The sequence below is a fragment of the Mesorhizobium sp. M1027 genome, assembly GCF_040318745.1.
GTDB lineage: Bacteria > Pseudomonadota > Alphaproteobacteria > Rhizobiales > Rhizobiaceae > Mesorhizobium.
The window spans coordinates 170,150-188,610 of the sequence record NZ_JAMYMW010000013.1; the positions used below are offsets into that span (position 1 = coordinate 170,150).

The 18,461-nt window shown below is 58.4% G+C and carries 19 protein-coding genes and 1 pseudogene; 9 read left to right on the forward strand and 11 right to left on the reverse strand.

What is annotated here, in order from left to right:
- Nucleotides 1–751: 751 nt before the first annotated feature.
- Nucleotides 752–898: a hypothetical protein gene (locus tag NKH50_RS23890; RefSeq protein ID WP_352739441.1), complete on the forward strand. Its 147-nt coding sequence runs from the start codon at nucleotides 752–754 to the stop codon at nucleotides 896–898.
- 811 nt (nucleotides 899–1,709) lie between these two features.
- On the opposite strand, the gene NKH50_RS23895 is transcribed toward NKH50_RS23890, so the two are convergent.
- The 11 genes from NKH50_RS23895 to NKH50_RS23945 form a co-directional block, all read right to left on the reverse strand.
- The gene (locus tag NKH50_RS23895) at nucleotides 1,710–2,345 is read right to left on the reverse strand and encodes a ribbon-helix-helix domain-containing protein (RefSeq protein WP_352881332.1); all 636 of its coding nucleotides are present in this window, start codon (nucleotides 2,343–2,345) and stop codon (nucleotides 1,710–1,712) included.
- A gap of 216 nt (nucleotides 2,346–2,561) precedes the next feature.
- Nucleotides 2,562–3,155, reverse strand: coding sequence for a hypothetical protein (locus NKH50_RS23900; RefSeq protein WP_352881334.1), 594 nt, complete (start codon nucleotides 3,153–3,155; stop codon nucleotides 2,562–2,564).
- Nucleotides 3,152–3,742 carry a L,D-transpeptidase gene (locus NKH50_RS23905; protein ID WP_352881336.1) on the reverse strand — a complete coding sequence of 197 codons (591 nt, stop codon included), beginning with the start codon at nucleotides 3,740–3,742 and terminating at the stop codon, nucleotides 3,152–3,154. Before NKH50_RS23905 ends, NKH50_RS23900 begins: the two co-directional genes overlap by 4 nt.
- The gene (locus NKH50_RS23910) at nucleotides 3,726–4,889 is read right to left on the reverse strand and encodes a CpaE/TadZ family protein (protein WP_352881338.1); all 1,164 of its coding nucleotides are present in this window, start codon (nucleotides 4,887–4,889) and stop codon (nucleotides 3,726–3,728) included. Before NKH50_RS23910 ends, NKH50_RS23905 begins: the two co-directional genes overlap by 17 nt.
- On the reverse strand, nucleotides 4,886–5,521 hold the full coding sequence (locus NKH50_RS23915; protein ID WP_352881340.1) for a TadE/TadG family type IV pilus assembly protein: 636 nt from the start codon (nucleotides 5,519–5,521) through the stop codon (nucleotides 4,886–4,888). Before NKH50_RS23915 ends, NKH50_RS23910 begins: the two co-directional genes overlap by 4 nt.
- Nucleotides 5,522–5,523: 2 nt before the next feature.
- On the reverse strand, nucleotides 5,524–6,057 hold the full coding sequence (locus NKH50_RS23920) for a TadE/TadG family type IV pilus assembly protein (RefSeq protein ID WP_352685437.1): 534 nt from the start codon (nucleotides 6,055–6,057) through the stop codon (nucleotides 5,524–5,526).
- A complete protein-coding gene (locus tag NKH50_RS23925) occupies nucleotides 6,057–7,541 on the reverse strand; it encodes a TadE/TadG family type IV pilus assembly protein (protein ID WP_352823769.1) in 1,485 nt (494 codons plus the stop codon). The genes NKH50_RS23920 and NKH50_RS23925 overlap by 1 nt, the downstream gene beginning before the upstream one ends.
- 64 nt (nucleotides 7,542–7,605) lie before the next feature.
- On the reverse strand, nucleotides 7,606–7,872 hold the full coding sequence (locus NKH50_RS23930) for a hypothetical protein (protein ID WP_352508001.1): 267 nt from the start codon (nucleotides 7,870–7,872) through the stop codon (nucleotides 7,606–7,608).
- Nucleotides 7,873–7,882: 10 nt separating this feature from the next.
- Nucleotides 7,883–9,328, reverse strand: a complete 1,446-nt coding sequence (locus tag NKH50_RS23935) for a type II and III secretion system protein family protein (protein WP_352881342.1) — start codon at nucleotides 9,326–9,328, stop codon at nucleotides 7,883–7,885.
- A gap of 55 nt (nucleotides 9,329–9,383) precedes the next feature.
- Nucleotides 9,384–10,421, reverse strand: coding sequence for a Flp pilus assembly protein CpaB (gene cpaB / locus NKH50_RS23940; protein ID WP_352881344.1), 1,038 nt, complete (start codon nucleotides 10,419–10,421; stop codon nucleotides 9,384–9,386).
- An 84-nt stretch (nucleotides 10,422–10,505) separates the two neighbouring features.
- On the reverse strand, nucleotides 10,506–10,679 hold the full coding sequence (locus tag NKH50_RS23945; RefSeq protein WP_352507998.1) for a Flp family type IVb pilin: 174 nt from the start codon (nucleotides 10,677–10,679) through the stop codon (nucleotides 10,506–10,508).
- A gap of 540 nt (nucleotides 10,680–11,219) precedes the next feature.
- On the opposite strand from NKH50_RS23945, the gene NKH50_RS23950 reads away from it, so the two are divergent.
- The 8 genes and pseudogenes from NKH50_RS23950 (at nucleotide 11,220) to NKH50_RS23985 (ending at nucleotide 18,446) form a co-directional block, all read left to right on the forward strand.
- The gene (locus NKH50_RS23950) at nucleotides 11,220–12,602 is read left to right on the forward strand and encodes a TadA family conjugal transfer-associated ATPase (RefSeq protein ID WP_352881346.1); all 1,383 of its coding nucleotides are present in this window, start codon (nucleotides 11,220–11,222) and stop codon (nucleotides 12,600–12,602) included.
- Nucleotides 12,602–13,573: a type II secretion system F family protein gene (locus NKH50_RS23955; RefSeq protein ID WP_352881348.1), complete on the forward strand. Its 972-nt coding sequence runs from the start codon at nucleotides 12,602–12,604 to the stop codon at nucleotides 13,571–13,573. Before NKH50_RS23950 ends, NKH50_RS23955 begins: the two co-directional genes overlap by 1 nt.
- Before the next feature lie 147 nt (nucleotides 13,574–13,720).
- Nucleotides 13,721–14,536, forward strand: coding sequence for a type II secretion system F family protein (locus tag NKH50_RS23960; RefSeq protein ID WP_352881350.1), 816 nt, complete (start codon nucleotides 13,721–13,723; stop codon nucleotides 14,534–14,536).
- 54 nt (nucleotides 14,537–14,590) lie between these two features.
- Nucleotides 14,591–15,142, forward strand: a complete 552-nt coding sequence (locus NKH50_RS23965) for a tetratricopeptide repeat protein (protein WP_502906909.1) — start codon at nucleotides 14,591–14,593, stop codon at nucleotides 15,140–15,142.
- 8 nt (nucleotides 15,143–15,150) lie between these two features.
- Nucleotides 15,151–15,657 (forward strand): prepilin peptidase, encoded by a 507-nt coding sequence (locus NKH50_RS23970; RefSeq protein ID WP_352507993.1) that lies wholly within the window; start codon nucleotides 15,151–15,153, stop codon nucleotides 15,655–15,657.
- A gap of 195 nt (nucleotides 15,658–15,852) precedes the next feature.
- Nucleotides 15,853–16,680 carry an MBL fold metallo-hydrolase gene (locus NKH50_RS23975; protein WP_352881355.1) on the forward strand — a complete coding sequence of 276 codons (828 nt, stop codon included), beginning with the start codon at nucleotides 15,853–15,855 and terminating at the stop codon, nucleotides 16,678–16,680.
- Nucleotides 16,681–16,703: 23 nt separating this feature from the next.
- Nucleotides 16,704–17,527: pseudogene (locus NKH50_RS23980) on the forward strand (IS630 family transposase); the annotation flags it as partial.
- 121 nt (nucleotides 17,528–17,648) lie between these two features.
- Nucleotides 17,649–18,446 carry a sterol desaturase family protein gene (locus tag NKH50_RS23985; RefSeq protein ID WP_352881358.1) on the forward strand — a complete coding sequence of 266 codons (798 nt, stop codon included), beginning with the start codon at nucleotides 17,649–17,651 and terminating at the stop codon, nucleotides 18,444–18,446.
- Nucleotides 18,447–18,461 lie beyond the last annotated feature (15 nt).

Sequence of the window (18,461 nt, forward strand, 5' to 3'; positions counted from 1 at the left end):
TCCGGGTTCCGATTGCGGATCTCGATGTCGCTCTTGCGCCGGATTGCGCCGCGTACAAGTCTGGCGCCGAGATAGCGGAACGGCTCTGGAGGCAATGCAGCCGCCGGTCGATGCCGACAAGACCGCTGGCGCTCCGCCGGTCCTTGCGCTGAGCACCAGACTGGCGAGCACGCGGCCGCCGATGGGCGTCTGTGCAATGCCGGTTCCGTTGAAGCCCATGTCATAGAAGATGCGGGATGACCGCGCAGATGATCGAAGACGGGAACATGCTCGGGCGCGAGCTAAAGCGATCTTAGCTATGCCTCAGAGTCCTGTCGGATCCGCCAACAATTCGCAAAGTGTTCGGGGTTCCAGTCGGGAGACCGCCAGCGGCTAATCACCCAATCGAGGGATATAGCTGCGGTGCCTACAGCACGAGATCCTTTTTCAAATGCACCAGTTCATTTTTTTGCAAAATTCGCGTGAAACAGCCGCTGTCGCCAGACAGAACAGCCCAAGCGAGCCGGCCCCAAGCCGCGCGGGGAGCGTTCAAGCCGTTTCCTGTAACGGAGCATCGCGCGCAAAGCTTCGCCGCAGCCAATCGAGAACAGCATGGAGACCGAACTTGTAGGCGTGCGAACCCAAGGTGCGGCGAACATCAAAGCTGCGGCATCGATGATGGAAATGGGCCCAATGACCCGTCTGCAGGGTAGCCAATAACTTGCCAAGGCTGCGCTGTTGACGGGCTCAGGTCTCGTATCGAAAGAGTCGTTTGTCGTTTGGCGCAGTCAAGTTCGAACCTGGAGTTTACGCCGATTTTCTGTTCGGCGACGGTATGGTGATCAGCCCGTATGCGCGAGCGGATATCCAGGAGCGCTTCGGCTATTCCAACACGGCAAGCGTTGAGGGCGAAGAGTGAGTTTGAAGACGCAGACTTCTCGTCGCAATGTCGCAATGTCGTCTGGGTTCAACGCTCAATCGACCACGCCCAGCAGTGAAATTCGCGGCAAGGTGGTCTCAAGACAGTTCCACTGTCAGCGGCAAGCCGGGTGTCAAGATCGCCTTCTGAATCATCGGACGAGGGAACACTCGCTAATCCGAATTGGCGAGCGCGGAGGAATACTGGTTTTTGCCCGCTGTCCTTGCTCGGCCCCTGCCAATGCGATCATTCAGGCCGTCGGGAGGTTCAGCCGATAATTCGCCTCTAGTCAGTGCCGCGACAAGTAAAGAGCAATCGAGCTCCTCGACGAACGTAACCTTCAGGTCACTTTGAGCTGCCATCCGAAGCGATCTCAGTCTTGCTGTTTTTTCGGTACGTTCGGCGTGCTCAGCCTCGGCAATTACCTTCGCGGATCGAGGAAGCTTACTATTTTGCAGCCAACACATGTGTTTCGATCCTGCGATATTTCTTCTTGCAGCTTGCGTAGCTTTTCCACGCGGATCTGCGCGATGATCACCCGAGTTCGGATCCAATTCCGTTTTTACGCTCGCCAAGCCTTCTCTGGCGCCAGTACGTCGTCATGCCCTCTCTCTTCGAGGTTGTCGCCCTTCATTGTAATGAATTCGGTTGATTGGCGATGGTAGAATCCGATCCTGCCAAACGGCGTGGGCCGTCGTGCTGGCCATAGCGGTCGGGTCCAAGCGAAGGCTCGCAGACAGTTCCTATTCGCCCTAAATGACACGAAGCATCTTCATCCCGGATTGAGCCTCGCTCCCCGGAGGCCGCAGCTCTAACTGTTGACGAACGCCATCAGCAACTCCGGTTCGGGTACGGGCGCCCGTACTATATTCAATTGACCTCGATACCGAAGTTCGCCGGCCCCGATTACAAAGCCGCTGGCGATCGGTACTTCGCCGGCGTCGAGTTGGGCAAAGATGTCGGCGACATTAAGATCCAGCGCCAGCTTGAGATTTAGTCGTGCATCATTGTTTGCTCCGATCGGCAACTGACGCTTGACCAATTGCTGGAACGAAGCATTGAACGTCAGGATCTTCTTCGATGACGCCAAGGCAAAAGCGGGCGAGGGGCAGGCAAGCAATATGGCATTGATCGTCCTGATCGATGCAAGCTTCCGCAGGACGATGTTTTCATCGGCGAGCCTGTTTATGCAGGCCACCCGTATCGCCGATGTCAGGTTACCAGTGTTGGTCGCACTTTCGGCGATCTCCTCGATCAGCATGCCGATCGTGCATTTCCTACTTTCAGCCATCTGCTTCAGAGATATCCAAAAAGCCTTTTCCAGACGGATGCCGCGGCGTATGCCGCCACGCGCGACCACCCGGAATTCCAGCCCGAAATCCTCTTTCGTGATCGTTAGAAGCAGCCGATCACGATTGGTGGGAGGAGAGGTGGCGATATCGCTCACTCATGATCTCCTGACGCCTTGATGATCGGCTTCAAAAGGTAACTCAGAGTCGTATTGCGACCCGTCTCGATGTCGACTGAGCACATCATGCCCCCGAATGACCGAATAAGTCTTGCCTCCCTTTCGAGCGTCGATTCGTCTGTCGCGACACGCGCGACGCCAAAAGTGGCGGACGATCTTGTCTGGCAAGCATTCCCTACGCTCCCGTATCCCGCTCTAATCGATCTTGCGATAATACACCTTGCCGTCAGGCTGCTCTATGCGCCGGTAGGAGGAGCTTGGGGCAGGAGGCACCGGTGCTGCGCTCCTCCTTTTGGGCGGGCGTGGTGCTTCGACGATACTGTGTTCGGTCGCTTCTTCACCATCGAGATCGCTGAGCGGCTCCGCCGTGGCGCTGGTCGTCTCAACAAGAGGCTCCGCCACGCTAGAAACGTCGTCGTGGACCAGCGGTAAGTTCTGTTCAATCCGGGCAATGCTGCCGTTGATCTGGCTGAAGCTACCCTGCAGTTGATTGTCCAGTTTTTCGAACCGGCTTTGAAAGCCGTTATTGACGGTGTCGAGCCGGGCCGCAATCCGTTGCTCGAACGATCCGAGCTGTTCCAGCCTCCCTTCGACAGAGCGCAGATCGTTGATGCCGCGGAAGAGATAGAACGCGGCTGTTAGATTTGCGGCTGTGATCAGCAAGGCGCCTGCAGCGACAACGCCGATCATCCTGGCATTGCTCGGTTTCCCAGCGACAGCTTGCTCTATAGGTTGGGTCGCCGGCCCAATGTCGATCGCCGGCATGTCCGGGTCGCTAATCATCGTCATTGGACCACCACCTTTGCACCGACCGAGACGCGCCTGAAAAGATCGATCACATCGGTGTTGGTAAGACGAAAGCATCCCGATGTGCCGTCGAAGCCAACGCCTGAAGGGTCGTTGGTGCCGTGTATGCGATAAAGCGTGTCGTGTCCGTCTCGGGATAAGTAGAGCGCCCGTGCGCCGAGCGGATTGTAGGGACCGGCCGGCACCATATCCGGCAGCTCCGGCTGGCGCGCGCGCATTTCTCTTGGTGGGCGCCATTCCGGCCATTCGGTTTTCGCCCCCACTTCAACGGTGCCGGTCCAGCCAAATCCGTCACGCCCGACGCTGATCTGGTAGCGCAGCGCCTCACCCTCTCGGGTCACAAGATAGAGCGCCTTCTCCTGCTTGCGGATAATGATCGTGCCCGGCTGTTCCGCGGTTTGGAAAACAACGAACTTGCGCAGGCTGGGGCCCATGGCTGGCAGCGGCGGCTGGTCCGATAGCGCGGAGCGGGCATCGGCGCAGTCCCAGGCCGATGCCCCCAATACCAGGCCCATGATGCACGCGCCTGCAAGCAGCGGAAGGAAGCGGTATCTACCGGGCAGGGTCATCGAGCCTCTCTTTGAAAATCCGCTTCAGATCCCTGTTGAAGCGTGCCCGCCCGTCCACTTCGGAAGGCATGATGGCTCGGTTCAGCGCATCGGTCAGCAGCGCATTGTCCAGGGCAACCGATTTGATGTGCGGTGCCTTGAATATCTTCTCGAGTTCGCTGCGCGAAAAATGGTTGCCGAACCATTTGCACTTGTGCTTGTTGGCGACCAGCGTGATGTTCACCGAATTGCCGCGCAAATCGCGGATCTTCTTGTAGAGCCGCTTGCCCTGCCGCAGCGACGCGACGTTGAGCTCGAACACGATGAAGATCGCGTCGCTCGTGGAAAGCACAGGATTCTGCCAGGGAGTTTCGATGTTGGGCAGGTCGATGACGATGTCGTCGAAGCGATAGGCGACAAGGTCCAGCAGCCGGAACACGAAATCCGCGCCCTGCGGCTCGAATGGCAGTTGCGGCCTTTCGAAGGCGTACAGCGTCAGGCCTGACGGGCGCGAGAGCTTGATGACGTCCATCAGTTCGACATCGAGTCGTTCCGGCTGCCCGATGATGCCGGCAAGGTCGAACTGGTTGAAGAGGTTGACATAGGCGCCACAATTGGCGCTTTGGAAATCGAGGTCGACGAGGCAGGTCGAAGCTGCACGTTCGATGGATTTCGAGGCCAGGTACTCCGCCGCTGACAAAGCGAGCGTCGTAGCGCCGGCGCCGCCGCTAGCGCCGATAAAGGTGGTGATGCGGCTCTTGGTGCCCTGGTTGCCGGTGTCGTGGAAGGTGACCGCATTCAGAAGCTCCTTGGCATCGACTGGTTTGTGCAGCCAGTCCGAGGCGTTCATCCGCACCAGGATGCGCGTCTGTTCAGAGGTCAGCTCGTCGGAAACCGCAATCAGCGGCACGGCCGCCCACAGGGCGCGCCCCTCGACAATGCCGGGCTTACCAAGCAACTCGCCATTGGCAAGGTCGAGGATTACGATGCCCGGCCGCGTGTCGGGGGTCGGGCCTTTGAGAAAGTCATCCGTTTCGGAAATCCGGACGTCATAAATCGCCAGCGCATCGAGCCGCGTCGCCACGTCGTGCTTGAACTGTGAATCCGACGAGAACAGGGCGACCTGCTTTCGTTTGGTTGGGAGAACCTTGGTGTTGATGGCGTTCATGGTGATGTGCTCTTCAGGTCTTCGCCGGTAACCGTGCTTAGCATGGACGGCATGGTGACGTTCGCAAAGCCCATCAGCCCTTGCAGAAAGAAGAACTGAAAGGTCACGTTTTGAAGACCTACGGTGATTGTCGGCACCGGTCCGCCCAGCCGGGTCTGATAGCCCAAGCCAGTGGCGCTATAGGTGACCACCACGTTGTCGCGGCGCAAGCGCGGAAAGAAGTGGCACATCCCGGGCCGTTGATTTGCTGCGAGTGGGGGGCAGGCATCATCGTTGGTGTTTGCCGTGTCCCCGCGGAAGATACGGCTGAAGTTGGCGGCATTGAATGTGCCGCCGTTGGTGCAAGCTCCTGTGCCAGCAGTATATCTGCAGACGAAGGGGCCATATGCCGCGGCAACGACTGGCGCACCCGGTGTCGTCGTCGGCGCCGCAGTTGCAAGGGCCGTCGCAATTGGGTCTGAAATCGAGGCCAGCCGGGCGCCGAGTTGGACCGCCTTGGTAGCAGCGTTCCATTGGTAGAAGGCGTGACCGAAATCGATGAAACCGAGGACAAGGGCAAACAGCAGCGTCGAAACGATGGTCATTTCGACCATCGCCGCGCCGTCGTCCGAATCCGCAAAACGCTTGAACATGGTCAGAACCGGATCAGCCGCTCCTCGTGAGAGCCGTTCAACGTGATCGGGCCGATGCCGATGATCGATAGCATGCCGACCCCGCCGTACGCCAAGGTACCCGCAGCCCTGACGATACAGACCTGCGCGGTGGTTGATCGATATTGCGCGACGCCGGCAACCACAGCGTCATGGCAGGAACCGGAGGCGGCGATTGTCACCGTCACATTCGATTTCTGCCAGCCGCTGACGCGTGCACTGCCTGTTCCCGCGGCATTGCCGAACACAGCGATGTTTGCAGCGATGTCGGCGCAGTTGATCGCCGCAAGCCCGGCTTGCGTATACAATTGGCTGTTGCAGCGCGCGGCGAACCGGCTTGCATCTGAAAGTCCGGCCTCCATCAAGAGTTTTTCGTGAATCAGATTGCCGAACTCGAACACGCCACCCGCCAAAATCAGCATCAGCGGCGTGATCAGCGTCATTTCGATGAGCACTGCACCGCGTTGATCGCATCGAAATCTATCGAGATGACGCAATAGCATTCCAATCATCGCCATCACCGGTAAAGCTGAGCTTCGTCGCGGAGGAAATTGTCTAGCGTGCCCTGGCCGCCACCCCCAGTAACGTCTACCAATTCAACCATCACGGATGCGTCTTCCGATGGCGACGCAACCGGTTCAGTCAGTAAAAAGCTTCCAAAAGCTTCCACCGGCAGATCCGTGCTGTGGCCGGACAGATCGCTGCCGGCAGCGTGGAGTGCATTGCAGTTCAGGATCGCACCGTAAATCAACCGACGGTCAACCGTCGTGACAGGAGGTTGGCAAGTTGCCGACGGGGTTCCGATCTCTCCACCAGTCGACGCCATGCCTACCAACCCGGCTGATATCTCGTAACGGTAGACCTGATAGCGCGTCGGCTTGGTCGTATTCCATGAAGATGGGTAGGCAGCGGAACCAAAGTTGGTGCTCCAGTAACCAGAGAAATTCCAATTTCCATCGCCCATTCGGCCGCCGAGGTATGGAGTGGTCGCGTCGCGTGGAAGGCCCATTGTTCCAGCTTGGGTGAATGAAAGTTGGTTCATGGAAGGACATTGGTTTGCGCTTCCTCGGGTCTTGATTGCCCCTTTGCGGACGTTCGCGGCTGGACCGTATTCAGCACTATTGAAATGGTTGCCGCTGGATGCAATGCCGAAACGAACATTGAAGGCGTCTTGCACTGGGCCGGCGTTCTGGCCAGTTTTCGTGCTAACGTTGGCGGAACTGTAGCAACCAATCGGCCTTGATGTTGCAATCGTCTGAGCGAGGGCTTGAGCACCGTTCCCCACACCGGCCGGAGGTTCGAGGAAGCCGAAGTTACCAGGGCCAGCGGCAGCCCCATTTCCGACCTTCCTCAGTTCGATCAATCGACGATGTACAGCCGGGTTGGAGACGGCCTGCTCAAGTGTGAATCCGCCCGCTGCATTCGTCCCGTTCACCGTCTCGTAAGGGTTGCACATAAAAACCGGCGTGAAATCGCACACGCCGGAAGTGAAGCCCGCCACAGCGACTGCGCCGACATTGAAATTGTTGCTGGCGCTGGATGACAAGAAGGAAGCCGGGAAGATTGCAGCAAACCCGACCGGGGCTACAGTGACTTCAACAAAACGGGCAAGTTTGGCATCATTCAGCTCGTCGGTGATCACATTGGCCGGCACAATCGGGAGATTGTCGGTGGCCGGCAATGAGCGAAGATATCGGCGTGTTACTCCGGCGGAAGCGAGCGTTTGAGGAGGGCCGGCGGTCGAGAAGGTGTATCGATTGCGTACCAGCGTAGCGATCGCCCTATCAGCACGGCTGATAGAGCCCGACGTCCCGTCCAGCTCAGCCGCGCCTGCCAGGGCAAACGCATCAGCACCCTTCTGCAGATCGTTATGCAGATTGTTGAGCCGGCTCATGTCGATCACCAGCAGAGAAAATCCGATGATCGCCGGCAGCATGACGCTGACCAGTATCAGCGCTATTCCCCTCTGATCGTGCCAGAACGCGCGAATAATACGCAGCATGGCCTTGCTCTTTTGCTCCTTGACGCCAGGATTCCTTGTTTACCTGACGCGCTGATCCTTCTGTTCAATCCGCCGTGTCTTTCGGCGTCCCGACATTGACCGTGATGGCCGGCGGCGGCGGTGGTGGCGGTGGAAACTTATAACTCTGGGCAAGAGCAGCAGCGCGCGCGCCATCCCCTTCAATGGCGGTCTTTTTCGACGCCGGATTGAGCGGATCGACCGTCTGCAGAAGCGAATTGTATTTCTGGGTGTCGCCTGCGGCCAGTGTCACCGTGTCGTAGCGGTTTAGATAGTCGGCGCAGCCCGCCAACCCGCTGGCACACAAAAGCATGATCAACACCCTATTTCTTGACATAGATCATCTTGTCCTTGGATTTCAGGTCGAGCATGTGGCCATAGGGGCCGACGACGCCTTCGCCCAGTTCATATTTGCGCACCATGTCCTTGGTTACTTCCAGTTGGCCGAGCACGAAAAACTCCGGGTCGTTGGCCGGCCGTGTCTTGTCGAATGGGGTCGCCAGTTGCTCGCCGGGTTTCGCCGGGCGCACGATATGCGGGGTGACGATGACGACCAGTTCGGTCTCTTCCTTCTGATTGCTTGAATTGTGGAACAGCGCGCCGACGATCGGCACTTGGCCCAGCCATGGCACCTGCCTCTGGATTTTGGTATTCTTGCTGGACAAGAGCCCGCCGACGGCGAAACTCTGGCCGTCGCGCAACTCGACGACGGTCGCCAGCTTGCGGGTGGTGAAGATCGGGTCGCCAGCCGGCGTGAAGCCGTTCAGGTCGCTTACCTCCGGCGCTAGCTTGATATGGATCTTGTCGTCGTTGAGCACGATCGGCGTGAACTGCAGATTCACGCCGAACTGCTTGTACACAATGTTGATCTGGCCGTCGCTGTCGAGGCTGCGGATGGGCACTTCACCGCCGGCGTTGAAGCTGGCCGGCTCGCCGGAAAGCGTGGTGAGATTGGGCTCGGCCAACATGCGCACGACACCCTTTGCCTCAAGCGCCTCGATGATCAGATCGACCTTGATGTTGCTGTCGATGACGCGAGTGATCAGCGCCGCGAACGGATTGGTGTTCGAGAGCAGGCCAGTGAGCAGACCGCCCGGTCCGAGCACCACGTTATCTTCATCGACGGCGGCAATGCCCGTTCCAGTTCGGGTCGTTCCGCTGTTGTTCGTGCTCCTGATCGACACACCAAGGTCGCGACCGGCATTGCGCTTGGCCTCGAGCACGCGCACTTCCAGATTCACTTGCTGGCTGTCATCAACGGTAACGGCATTGATAATCGCGTCGGGACCGTATTGCTGGGCCACTTCCAGGATCGACGCCAGCGTCGCGCCGTCTTTCACATGCCCGCCGAGCCGGACCTTGCCATTGACCGAGCCGATATCGATCCGCGATCTGGGCGCTACCTGCCGAATTGCCTGCGCCATATCGTTGACGTCGACGCCGACCTCGATCTGGATTACGCCAAGCGAGCGCTTGTCTTCGGAAAAGAGATTGACGGTTGTGGTACCGGCCCCCTTGGCAATGACGTAGAGCGTCTTGTCCGTCATCGGCTGGGCATCTGCGATCTTCTCGTCGGCGACGACGATATCGCCAAGAGTGGCATTCACCTCAATCGTCAGCGATTGCGACATGGGCAGGAAGACACGATGGACCTTGGGGTTCGACACGTCGATACGGCGATCGGCTGCCGTAGCCTCAAGGCCGATCGGCAGTAATATCACCGAACAGGCCAGCGCGGCGGCTGCCAGTGTTGCCCGGACCGTTCGCATCTACATTCCCCCCTTTGGCGGCTCTTCGGACGCTCTTTATCTCAACATACCAGAGTTATCTTTGTCGCGGTACGTCATATTTTTCGAGCTTCACGCCCCGAAAAACGCCGATAGTCGCACGGGCTGACGGCTCCGGCTGCACATATTTGATCACTTCCTTAACGACCTCTTGCGCTTCGGGTGCCGAGGTCACGGCCGGAGCAGGCTTTGCTTTGCTCAAGTCGTCGAGCCGGTTTCCGACCTGTTCGACGGCCCGAGTCAGGCCATTGATCTTGTCGTCCGCGCGCTTGCGCTCGGCTGCCGCAGCAGCATCGGCCGTCGCCTGCCTGGCGAGTTCGGCCTGCCTCGCTGCGACATCGGCCGGCGTTTCGCCGGTCAGGTCGGAAAGCGTGATGCGTTGGGTGATCTCGTCCTTGCCGGCGGCTGCCTGGCGAAGCGCGAGCGACAACTGGCCGGCACCGGCGGCCAGCGTCAGCTTCTGGGCGTCCTTGGTGCTAGCCTCGACAGTCACCGATTTCACCACCGTCGGACTGTCCGTGCTTTCATCAGCGACCTGGTCGACGGCGAGCACCTTCATGCTCTGCAACAGCACGTCGACGAAACTCTGGTCCGCACCTCCAGGATTGCGCACGGTGCGGGTCAAGAGCACATCGACCCGATCACCTGGGAAAACGAATCCTGCGACCCCGAGCACATCGTTGACTCTGATGGAAACAGCTTTCATGCCTTCGCCGAGCACCGCCGAAAGAGTGGCGCGCTGGCCGGGACCGGTAATCTTGGTGGCAAGAACGGGTTCATTGGCGCCGATCGCCTGCAGCGCCTGCTTTGTGCCTTCGCCAGCGAGTAGATCTTTTGTCGTCTTGAAAGCACCGGCCGGAACCGCGCCCGCCGGCCATACGATTTCACGCAGCTTGTCGGCCGACAGCGTGTCGCCGAATTTCAAGGATACGGCCGCGACCACGATGGTGTCGCGCGGCACGTCAGTCTTCGCCATAGCACTGCGTTGACTGGTCAGCCAGATATTGGCGAGAACCACCGCGAGCACGCCGAATACGCCGGCGAGAACGATCATGATGACAGTATTTGCACGCACTTTCTTTCCCCGCCAGACTCCGTTCACCCATCGCCTGGATCGACGCCGGGAGAGCCCCCGGCGTCGTTGGTAGGACTAAAGCGATCACGGCAACAGCGCGTAAAGCCCCGTCCATTGGCCGGCAACCCAGCCACCGACAAGAATGATGGTGGCGATCACTGCGACAGTGATGATGCCGAGCAGGATGGTATATTCGACCATGGCAGCGCCGTGTTCGTCGTCGCGAAACTGCCGGGTCATCGTCATGAGCTTTTTCATGCCAAATTTCTCCCTTTGGAGGTTCAAACCCTGACGAGACGAGCCAAGGATGAAATCGCATACCTGAGCATCCTCCGTCGACTTAATCCTAGGGGCCGATAAAAAGCAGAGTCAAACAAGTTAACGGTTCTTTAACTTCTTTATACCTGTGCTGTGCCTGAAATGGTATTAACGTTTCGAGGTTCTGTCTGCAGCAAGACATTGAATCTGCCTGCTTTTCGCCTGTCTTTTAACCATCCGTTCACAATTTCGCCGCTTCTATGGCAGAAGCGAGGCGATATTAGCGGATAGGCATATTCCATTATATCCAAGGGCTTGCCGGAGCCCGAAAGGGGCCATCGTGGCCAAAAAGACGCGAGGCGGTGTTTTGGCAGTCCCTTGTATATTTGCGGCCGGACGCCTCGTTCGATTAGATGAGATGTTTTTTCAACCTGGATGTTAAATGCAAGAAGTATTGAGTTCGGGAACGTGCTCGGTGCCTGCCGTCTTCGGGGTTAACGTTTACTACCCCCGAAGGCGAGTCCAAGGGGGTAGCGCAAAATGCTGGGCCGGTTCACCAAAGGGTCAAGCGAGCCGCGGGTCGAGCCGAAGCTCGATCCGATCGTGCCGGCAGTCCCCGCACTCTCCCGTTCTGCGGAATTCGAATCACCGGGGGAGGATTTCCTTACGCTCAAGGTCGAGCTCCACCGCCACTTGATTGATCGCTTCAACCTGACGGCCCTTGAGAGTGCGTCCAAGGAGGAAATCCTGAACGAGATCCGCCCCATCGTGCGGGAATTCGTTCGTGCTCGCAACGTGCCGCTTAACGCCCGCGAACTTGACCAATTGACCAGCGACACCGCCGACGAGATGCTCGGGCTGGGTCCGATCGAGCCGTTGCTCAAGGATGATTCGATTTCCGATATTCTGATCAACACCCACAAGCGAGTCTTCATAGAGCGGCGTGGCGTCATAGAGGAGACGGCGATCCGCTTTCGCGACGAAGCCCATCTCCTACGTGTCATCAACAAGATCGTCTCGGCTATCGGCCGGCGCGTCGATGAATCGGCGCCAATGGTCGATGCGCGGCTGGAAGATGGGTCGCGAGTCAACATAGCGGTGCGGCCGATCTCGGTGGATGGCCCGCTGGTCTCGATTCGCAAGTTCTCCAAGAATCCCTATTCGCTCGAAGGCCTGATGGCGTTTAATTCGATCCGCCAGCCGATGATCGACCTGTTGCGCATTGCCGTGCAGGCCCGCAAGTCGATCCTCGTTTCCGGCGGCACAGGCAGCGGCAAGACGACCCTGCTCAACGCCTTGTCGAGCTACATCCCAGCCAGGGAGCGCCTGATCACCATCGAGGACGCAGCGGAACTGCAGCTGCAGCAGCCGCATGTGGGCCGTCTCGAGACGCGTCCGCCCAATGTTGAGGGAAAGGGCGAAGTTCGCCAGCGCGAATTGCTGAAAAACGCGCTTCGCATGCGGCCGGACCGCATCATCGTCGGCGAGGTGCGCGGCGAGGAAGCCTTCGACATGCTGCAGGCTATGAACACCGGCCATGAAGGTTCAATGACCACCATTCATGCCAACACGCCCCGAGATGCGATATCGCGATTGGAACAGATGGTCGGTATGGCTGGCATGCCGATGAGCCACGATTCAATACGGGCTCAGATTGCCTCGGCCATCGACGTCATTGTGCAGACGCAACGGCTTTCCGATGGTGGAAGGCGGGTTGTTTCCATATCAGAACTCACCGGTATGGAAGGCAATGTCGTACAGGTTCAGGAACTTTACCATTTCGTCCGCCGCGATGTGACTGCCGAGGGCCAGATCGTTGGGGAATTTCGTGCGACCGGCATTCGTCCGCGCTTTGCCCAGGAAGCGGCGACGCTTGGCCATCAGTTCGCCAAGGACGCGTTCAACCCACAGGTCCCGCTCTAATGCCGACCGGCCAGACGTTGCTCTACTTTATCTATGTACTGGCGGCTGCGTCCCTCATCCTCGCGGCCGAGGCTCTGTATGTAACTTACTCCAAGCGGCGCTCAACCGTCAGCACGATCAACCGTCGGCTGAAGCGGCTCGCCGATGACGCTCCGGCCGAACAGACCTTGCAGCGATTGCTGCGAGAACGTGGGCTTACCAGCTCGGGCGATTTTCTTTTCAATGCTGTTGGCCTGAACAGGCTGTACACCCAATCCGGCGTTACCGGGAATCCGCTGTCGTTCCTCGCGACATTTACTCTCGGTGGACTGGCTCTGGCCCTGGTATTTGCGTTCCTGCTGCACTTCTCCGCCGTGGTTTCGTTGATCATCTTTCTGCTCATCGGATTCGTCCTGCCGTTTCTGGTCCTCCGTCGCGCGCGCGCCAGGCGAATCCAGAAATTCGCGAAGCAATTGCCGGATGCCCTTGAGATGATCGTGCGTTCGCTGCGTGCCGGTCATCCGACTTCCGTGGCTGTAAGCCTTGTCGCACGAGAGATGCCTGATCCGCTGGGCACCGAATTCGGCATTGTTTCCGACGAGATCACCTTTGGCCTTAGCCTTGAAAACGCGGTGCGAAAACTCTCGCAACGCGTCGGTTTCGAAGGTCTGCATTTGCTGTCAGTGTCGCTGTCGATTCAGGCCAAGACTGGCGGCAATCTTACCGAAATTCTGTCGAATCTCTCAGTGGTGCTGCGCGAAAGGCAGAAACTCAGGTTGAAGATTAGGGCGCTCTCGGCCGAGGGGCGAATGTCCGCGTGGATCATTTCCCTGTTTCCTCTCTTGATGCTCGCCATCCTCACGGGCCTGGCCCCCAGCTACTACGGTGATGTGTGGGACAGCCCCTTGATCATGCCAGTGTTCCTGGTTTTCGGGTTCTGGGCGCTGCTCGGCGACTTCATTATGTACCGTATGGTCAATTTCGATTTTTGAGGGAGCGGAGCTTTAGAGTTGGTGACCCAGGATATAAGCCTTCTGGTGTCCATTGCCGTCTTCCTGGCGGCCGTAGCGTTTTTCCTGGTTGGCGCGCTCGTCTTCTTGCCGGCGCTGCAGACGAGGAAGCTGGTTGCGCAAAGCCTCATGGCAGAGGGCATTCCTAACCGCCGCTCGCTTTTGGGCCAGGAAGAACTGGCCAAGATTTCAGCACAGCGGCCCGTCGACGCATATTTTAGATCGATCGAAAAAGAACGCGACCAGCCCAGCGCGCTGGACGCAAAGCTCTTTCGCGCCGGCTTCTATCAGTCAAGCGCGCCAATGATCTATACTCTGTCGCGCCTTGGTGCGGTCTGTCTTGGCTTTTCCGTGACGTTTGCGCTCCTGTCGCGGATATTGCCACCCGGACTTCCCGGTCTTGTCACCTTTGCAGGCTCTGCCCTGCTTGGGCTGGGATGCATCGTCATTCCGAGCATTGCTCTCGATCGATTCGAAAAGGGACAGAAGCAGATTTATCGTCGCGGCTTTCCGGATTTCATGGACATGATGATCACCTGTGCCGATGCCGGCATGAGCCTCGAGGCGGCTGTCGAGCGTGTCGGCAGCGAACTGGCTGGCACCCACAGATGGCTCGGTATCCAACTCGCGATCATGAATCTTCAGTTGCGCGCGGGCAAGCCGTTGCGCGAGGCCCTGCGCGAACTATCCGACCGCGTTGGACTGGAGGAGGCGCGCGCGCTGGCTGTGCTGTTCCGTCAATCCGAAGAGCTCGGCACCAGTTTGACGGACGCCTTGCGCGTCTACAGCGACGAAATGCGGGGACAAAGAATTCTCTTCGCCGAGGAACGCGCCAACGCTTTGCCTGTCAAGATGATGATACCACTGGGGCTATGCATCTTTCCTGTTGTGATGATGGTTGTGATGCTTCCAGTGATCATTCGAATGAAGGGCATTTTCTTCTAGACCGGGATGTGCTTTGGTCAGGGGACGGGATCGGAAAGATCCCTGGGGGATAAAATGAAAAGGCCAATGTGCCTCGTTGCCGCTGCCAGTTTGCTGGTAGTCGTGCTTTCCGGATGTCAGTCGAATGCGACGGATCCAACGGGAGTCGTCCGCACTAACGAGCCGGCGAAAGTGGAGCTTACTGCCTTCGGCGATACCTTCGACGGACTGAAGACGGTCAGCGACGTCGAATACTATGCCTCCGACCAAGCCGTTGCCGAAGCCATGAACCAGTTCCGCTCGGAAAATTATGGCAATGCGGGCGCCCTGTTCTACAAGGCGACGCAACTCGCCCCCAACGACGGTGCCGCATGGCTGGGCCTCGCCGCCTGTAGCGACCGCATCCACCGCTTCGATCTCGCCGACAGGGCCTATGGCCAGGCCTTCCGGCTCATTGGGCCAACGCCCGAATATTACAACAATGTCGGCTATTCCTATCTGCTGCGCGGCAAGCTGCAGGACGCGCGCAGTAATTTCCTCAAAGCATACGAACTGGCTCCCAACGATCCGACCGTCGCCAACAATTTGCGACTCCTGTCGTCCAGCGTGAAGAATCTCGAACGGTAAGGCGCTACATGTTGCTTGCCGGAGCGCTGCTGATGAAGGGGCTAGCGGTTCCTTTGCTGGCAAGGATTGCATGGCTCGACTTCACGACCCAAAAAATATCTAACCGTGACGTGCTGCTGCTTTTGTGTCTTGGGCTGGGTTCGCTGCAGGTTATGTCGATCCTCAGCGGGTCGTGGTGGGACATGGGCCTGAGCGCGGTTGCCGGCCTACTGCTGTTCGTGGCGCTTTTCTTGTTGTGGGCCATGCGCAAGGTCGGCGCTGGCGATGTCAAACTGATGGCGGTGGTTTCGTTTCTGATCGGCGGCAGCGGGCTCCTGGTGTTTTCCGTGCTGTTGCTGGTCTTCGCGCTTGCGACCGCGTTAGTCGTGAAGAATCCCTTGATGCTGCCCGAAGGGGCCTTCCGCGTCTACGTTCAGCATCTGGACCGCAAAGGCGTCGTCCCGTTCGGCGTGCCGATCTCGATCGCTGCTATCTGCACGCTGGCGCTACAGATCTATGGCAACTCACGGTTCTAGTGGTTAAGATCTAACGATTGGTACCCGATCGTAAGCGCGGCCACATCGCGAGCGCCTCCGTCTTCCTATCGGAAGAAAGGTCTGACGCCATCTTGCCGCAAATGTTATATCTAGCGATCCGTCCTCGATCGAAGAAGGATCGCATCAATGGACGATTGGAGAATCGGGAATATCTGGGTAACCAGAATTCTGGAGATGTGCGACCCTCTGCGGACGCCATCGGAATGGTTCCCCGACTGCACCGACGAAGCACTCGAACCGCATCTTCATTGGCTCACGCCCCGATTGATATCGCCGGCAACCGGCCGGCTTATTCTTCCCATCCAGAGTTTTCTGGTTCGTACCGGCCACCACACTATTCTGGTCGACAGTTGCGTCGGCAACGACAAGACGTGCGCATACTTCCGGCATTGGCATCGCCGCAATGACGGCACCTTTTTGGCGCGCCTGGCGAATGCAGGTGTTGCTCCCGAGCAGATCGACTATGTGCTGTGCACCCATCTTCATATCGACCATTGCGGCTGGAACACACGATTGGTGGACGGGCGTTGGATACCGACATTCCCGAACGCCCGCTACATCATGGCGCGGCGCGAGTTCGAGGCCGCACAGGCCGCCTCCGGCGATGCCGACGAACGGACCTATGAGGACAATGTGCTGCCAATCGTCGAGGCTGGTCGGGCTGTGCTTGTCGATATGGATTATGAACTCGATGGCGAAGTGTGGCTGGAGCCGACGCCGGGCCACACCCCGGGGCACGTAGCCATCGGCCTGAGATCTCGAGGCGTAGGGGCAGTGTTTTCCGGCGATCTCATGCATTGGCCGATGCAATGCATATACCCCGACTGGAGCTTTCGGTACGACACGGACCCTGACCAGGCACGTCGGACGCGGTGGGCATTCCTGGAGGCTTGCTCGGACAATGGACGTATCGTCATGACATCGCATTTTCCCTTGCCGTCGGTGGGAACTATCTCGCGACGCCAGTCATCATTCTGGTTCGAGGATCATCAGCCGCCGTAATCGCCGAGGACGCCGACCACGCGCTCGGACCCGAGGTGGCCGAGCGCGTGGTGGCGCTGACGCTTGTCAATCTGCCGAGCGAGACGACGCACTGGACCGCCGACATGATGGCGCAAGCGGCTGGCATCAGCGCAAGCTGTGCGTCGCATCTGGAAGGCGCACGGGCTGCAGCCCAACCGCTGGCGCCAGTTCAAGCTCTCCAACTATCCCCAGTTCGTCAATAAGCTGCGCGACGTCGTCGGCCTCTATGTCGATCCGCCGATCCGCCGGCTCACGCAATCGTGCTGTCGGTCGACGAGAAGAGCCAGATCCAGGCGCTCGACCGCACCAGCCCGGCCTGCCCATGAAGAAGGGAAGGCTCGGCACCATGACCCACGACTATAAGCGGCATGGCACGACCACCCTGTTTGCCGCCCTCAACGTGCTCGACGGCACCGTTATCGGCAAGAACATGCAGCGGCATCGCCATCAGGAGTTCATCCGCTTCCTCAACGCCATCGAGGCGCAAATGCCGGCCAGCAAGGCCGTCCACGTCGTCGTCGACAACTACGCCGCCCACAAGCACCCCAAGGTGCGCGCTTGGCTCGACCGCCATCAGCGCTTCACCTTCCACTTCACGCCGACGTCGTGCTCGTGGCTCAACGCGGTCGAGGGTTTCTTCGCCAAGTTGTCGAAACGTCGCCTCAAGCGCGGCGTCTTCCAATCCGTTGTCGACCTCCAAGCGGCAATCAACCGCTTCCTCGTAGAGCACAACCAGCAACCCAAACCCTTCTCTTGGATCGCCGACCCCGACAAGATCATTGCCGCCGTCAAACGCGGGCACCAAGCGTTAGATTCCATCCACTAGGCGGGCTCTCAGCCTGACATGTTTGGCGCGCAAATTACCTTTTCAACTAATCTCCGAGAACCATTAGCTTGCGCTCAAATTGGCGAAGTGCTTGGATTGCGTCTTGCCGGCGGGACGCCGTATGGACATTCTGAATATCAAAGCGCTCTTAATTGCGGTTCTGATCTTCGTTCCGATCGAATACCTGTTCGCTCTGCGCCCCCATCAGAAGATATTTAGGAAAGCCTTCTTCAATGATCTCGTGTATGCGCTGTTTAATGGCATCCCGATAAGCCTTGGCCTGATTGCGGCTATCACGGTAGCAACGAGTACGGTGGGGCGGCTGGTGCCGGCCTATGTCGGCAGCGCAGTATCATCGCAACCTGTTTGGCTCCAGGTGTCAGAGATCATTGTCATTGCGGACGTTGGCTTTTACCTGGCCCACCGCACCTTCCATGCCGTTCCCTTTTTGTGGCGCTTCCATTCGATTCATCACAGCATTGAAGAACTGGACTGGTTGGCAGCGCACAGGGTTCACCCTGTTGATCAGGCTCTGACAAAGAGCGCGTCGCTCGTGCCTGTATATCTGTTGGGTTTCAGCAGCTCGGCGATCGCCCTGTTTGCACTAATTTTTCACGTCCACGGGCTTTTGCTGCACGCCAACGTCAGGCTGAATATCGGCCCGCTTCGCTGGTTGATCGCGTCACCCCAGTTCCATCATTGGCACCACGCTCACGAGCGCGCCGCATACGACAAGAACTTCGCAGGTCAACTTTCATTGATCGATGCGCTCCTCGGAACGATGTACCTGCCCGGTAACGCTGTCCCGGAGCGCTATGGCGTCGATGATCCGATTCCATCAACTTACGTCGAGCAACTCGCCTATCCAGTGATCCCGAAGGGCAGAATGAATGAAGCTCCCTCCACCAGAGATACGTGATTTCATCGGGCGTGC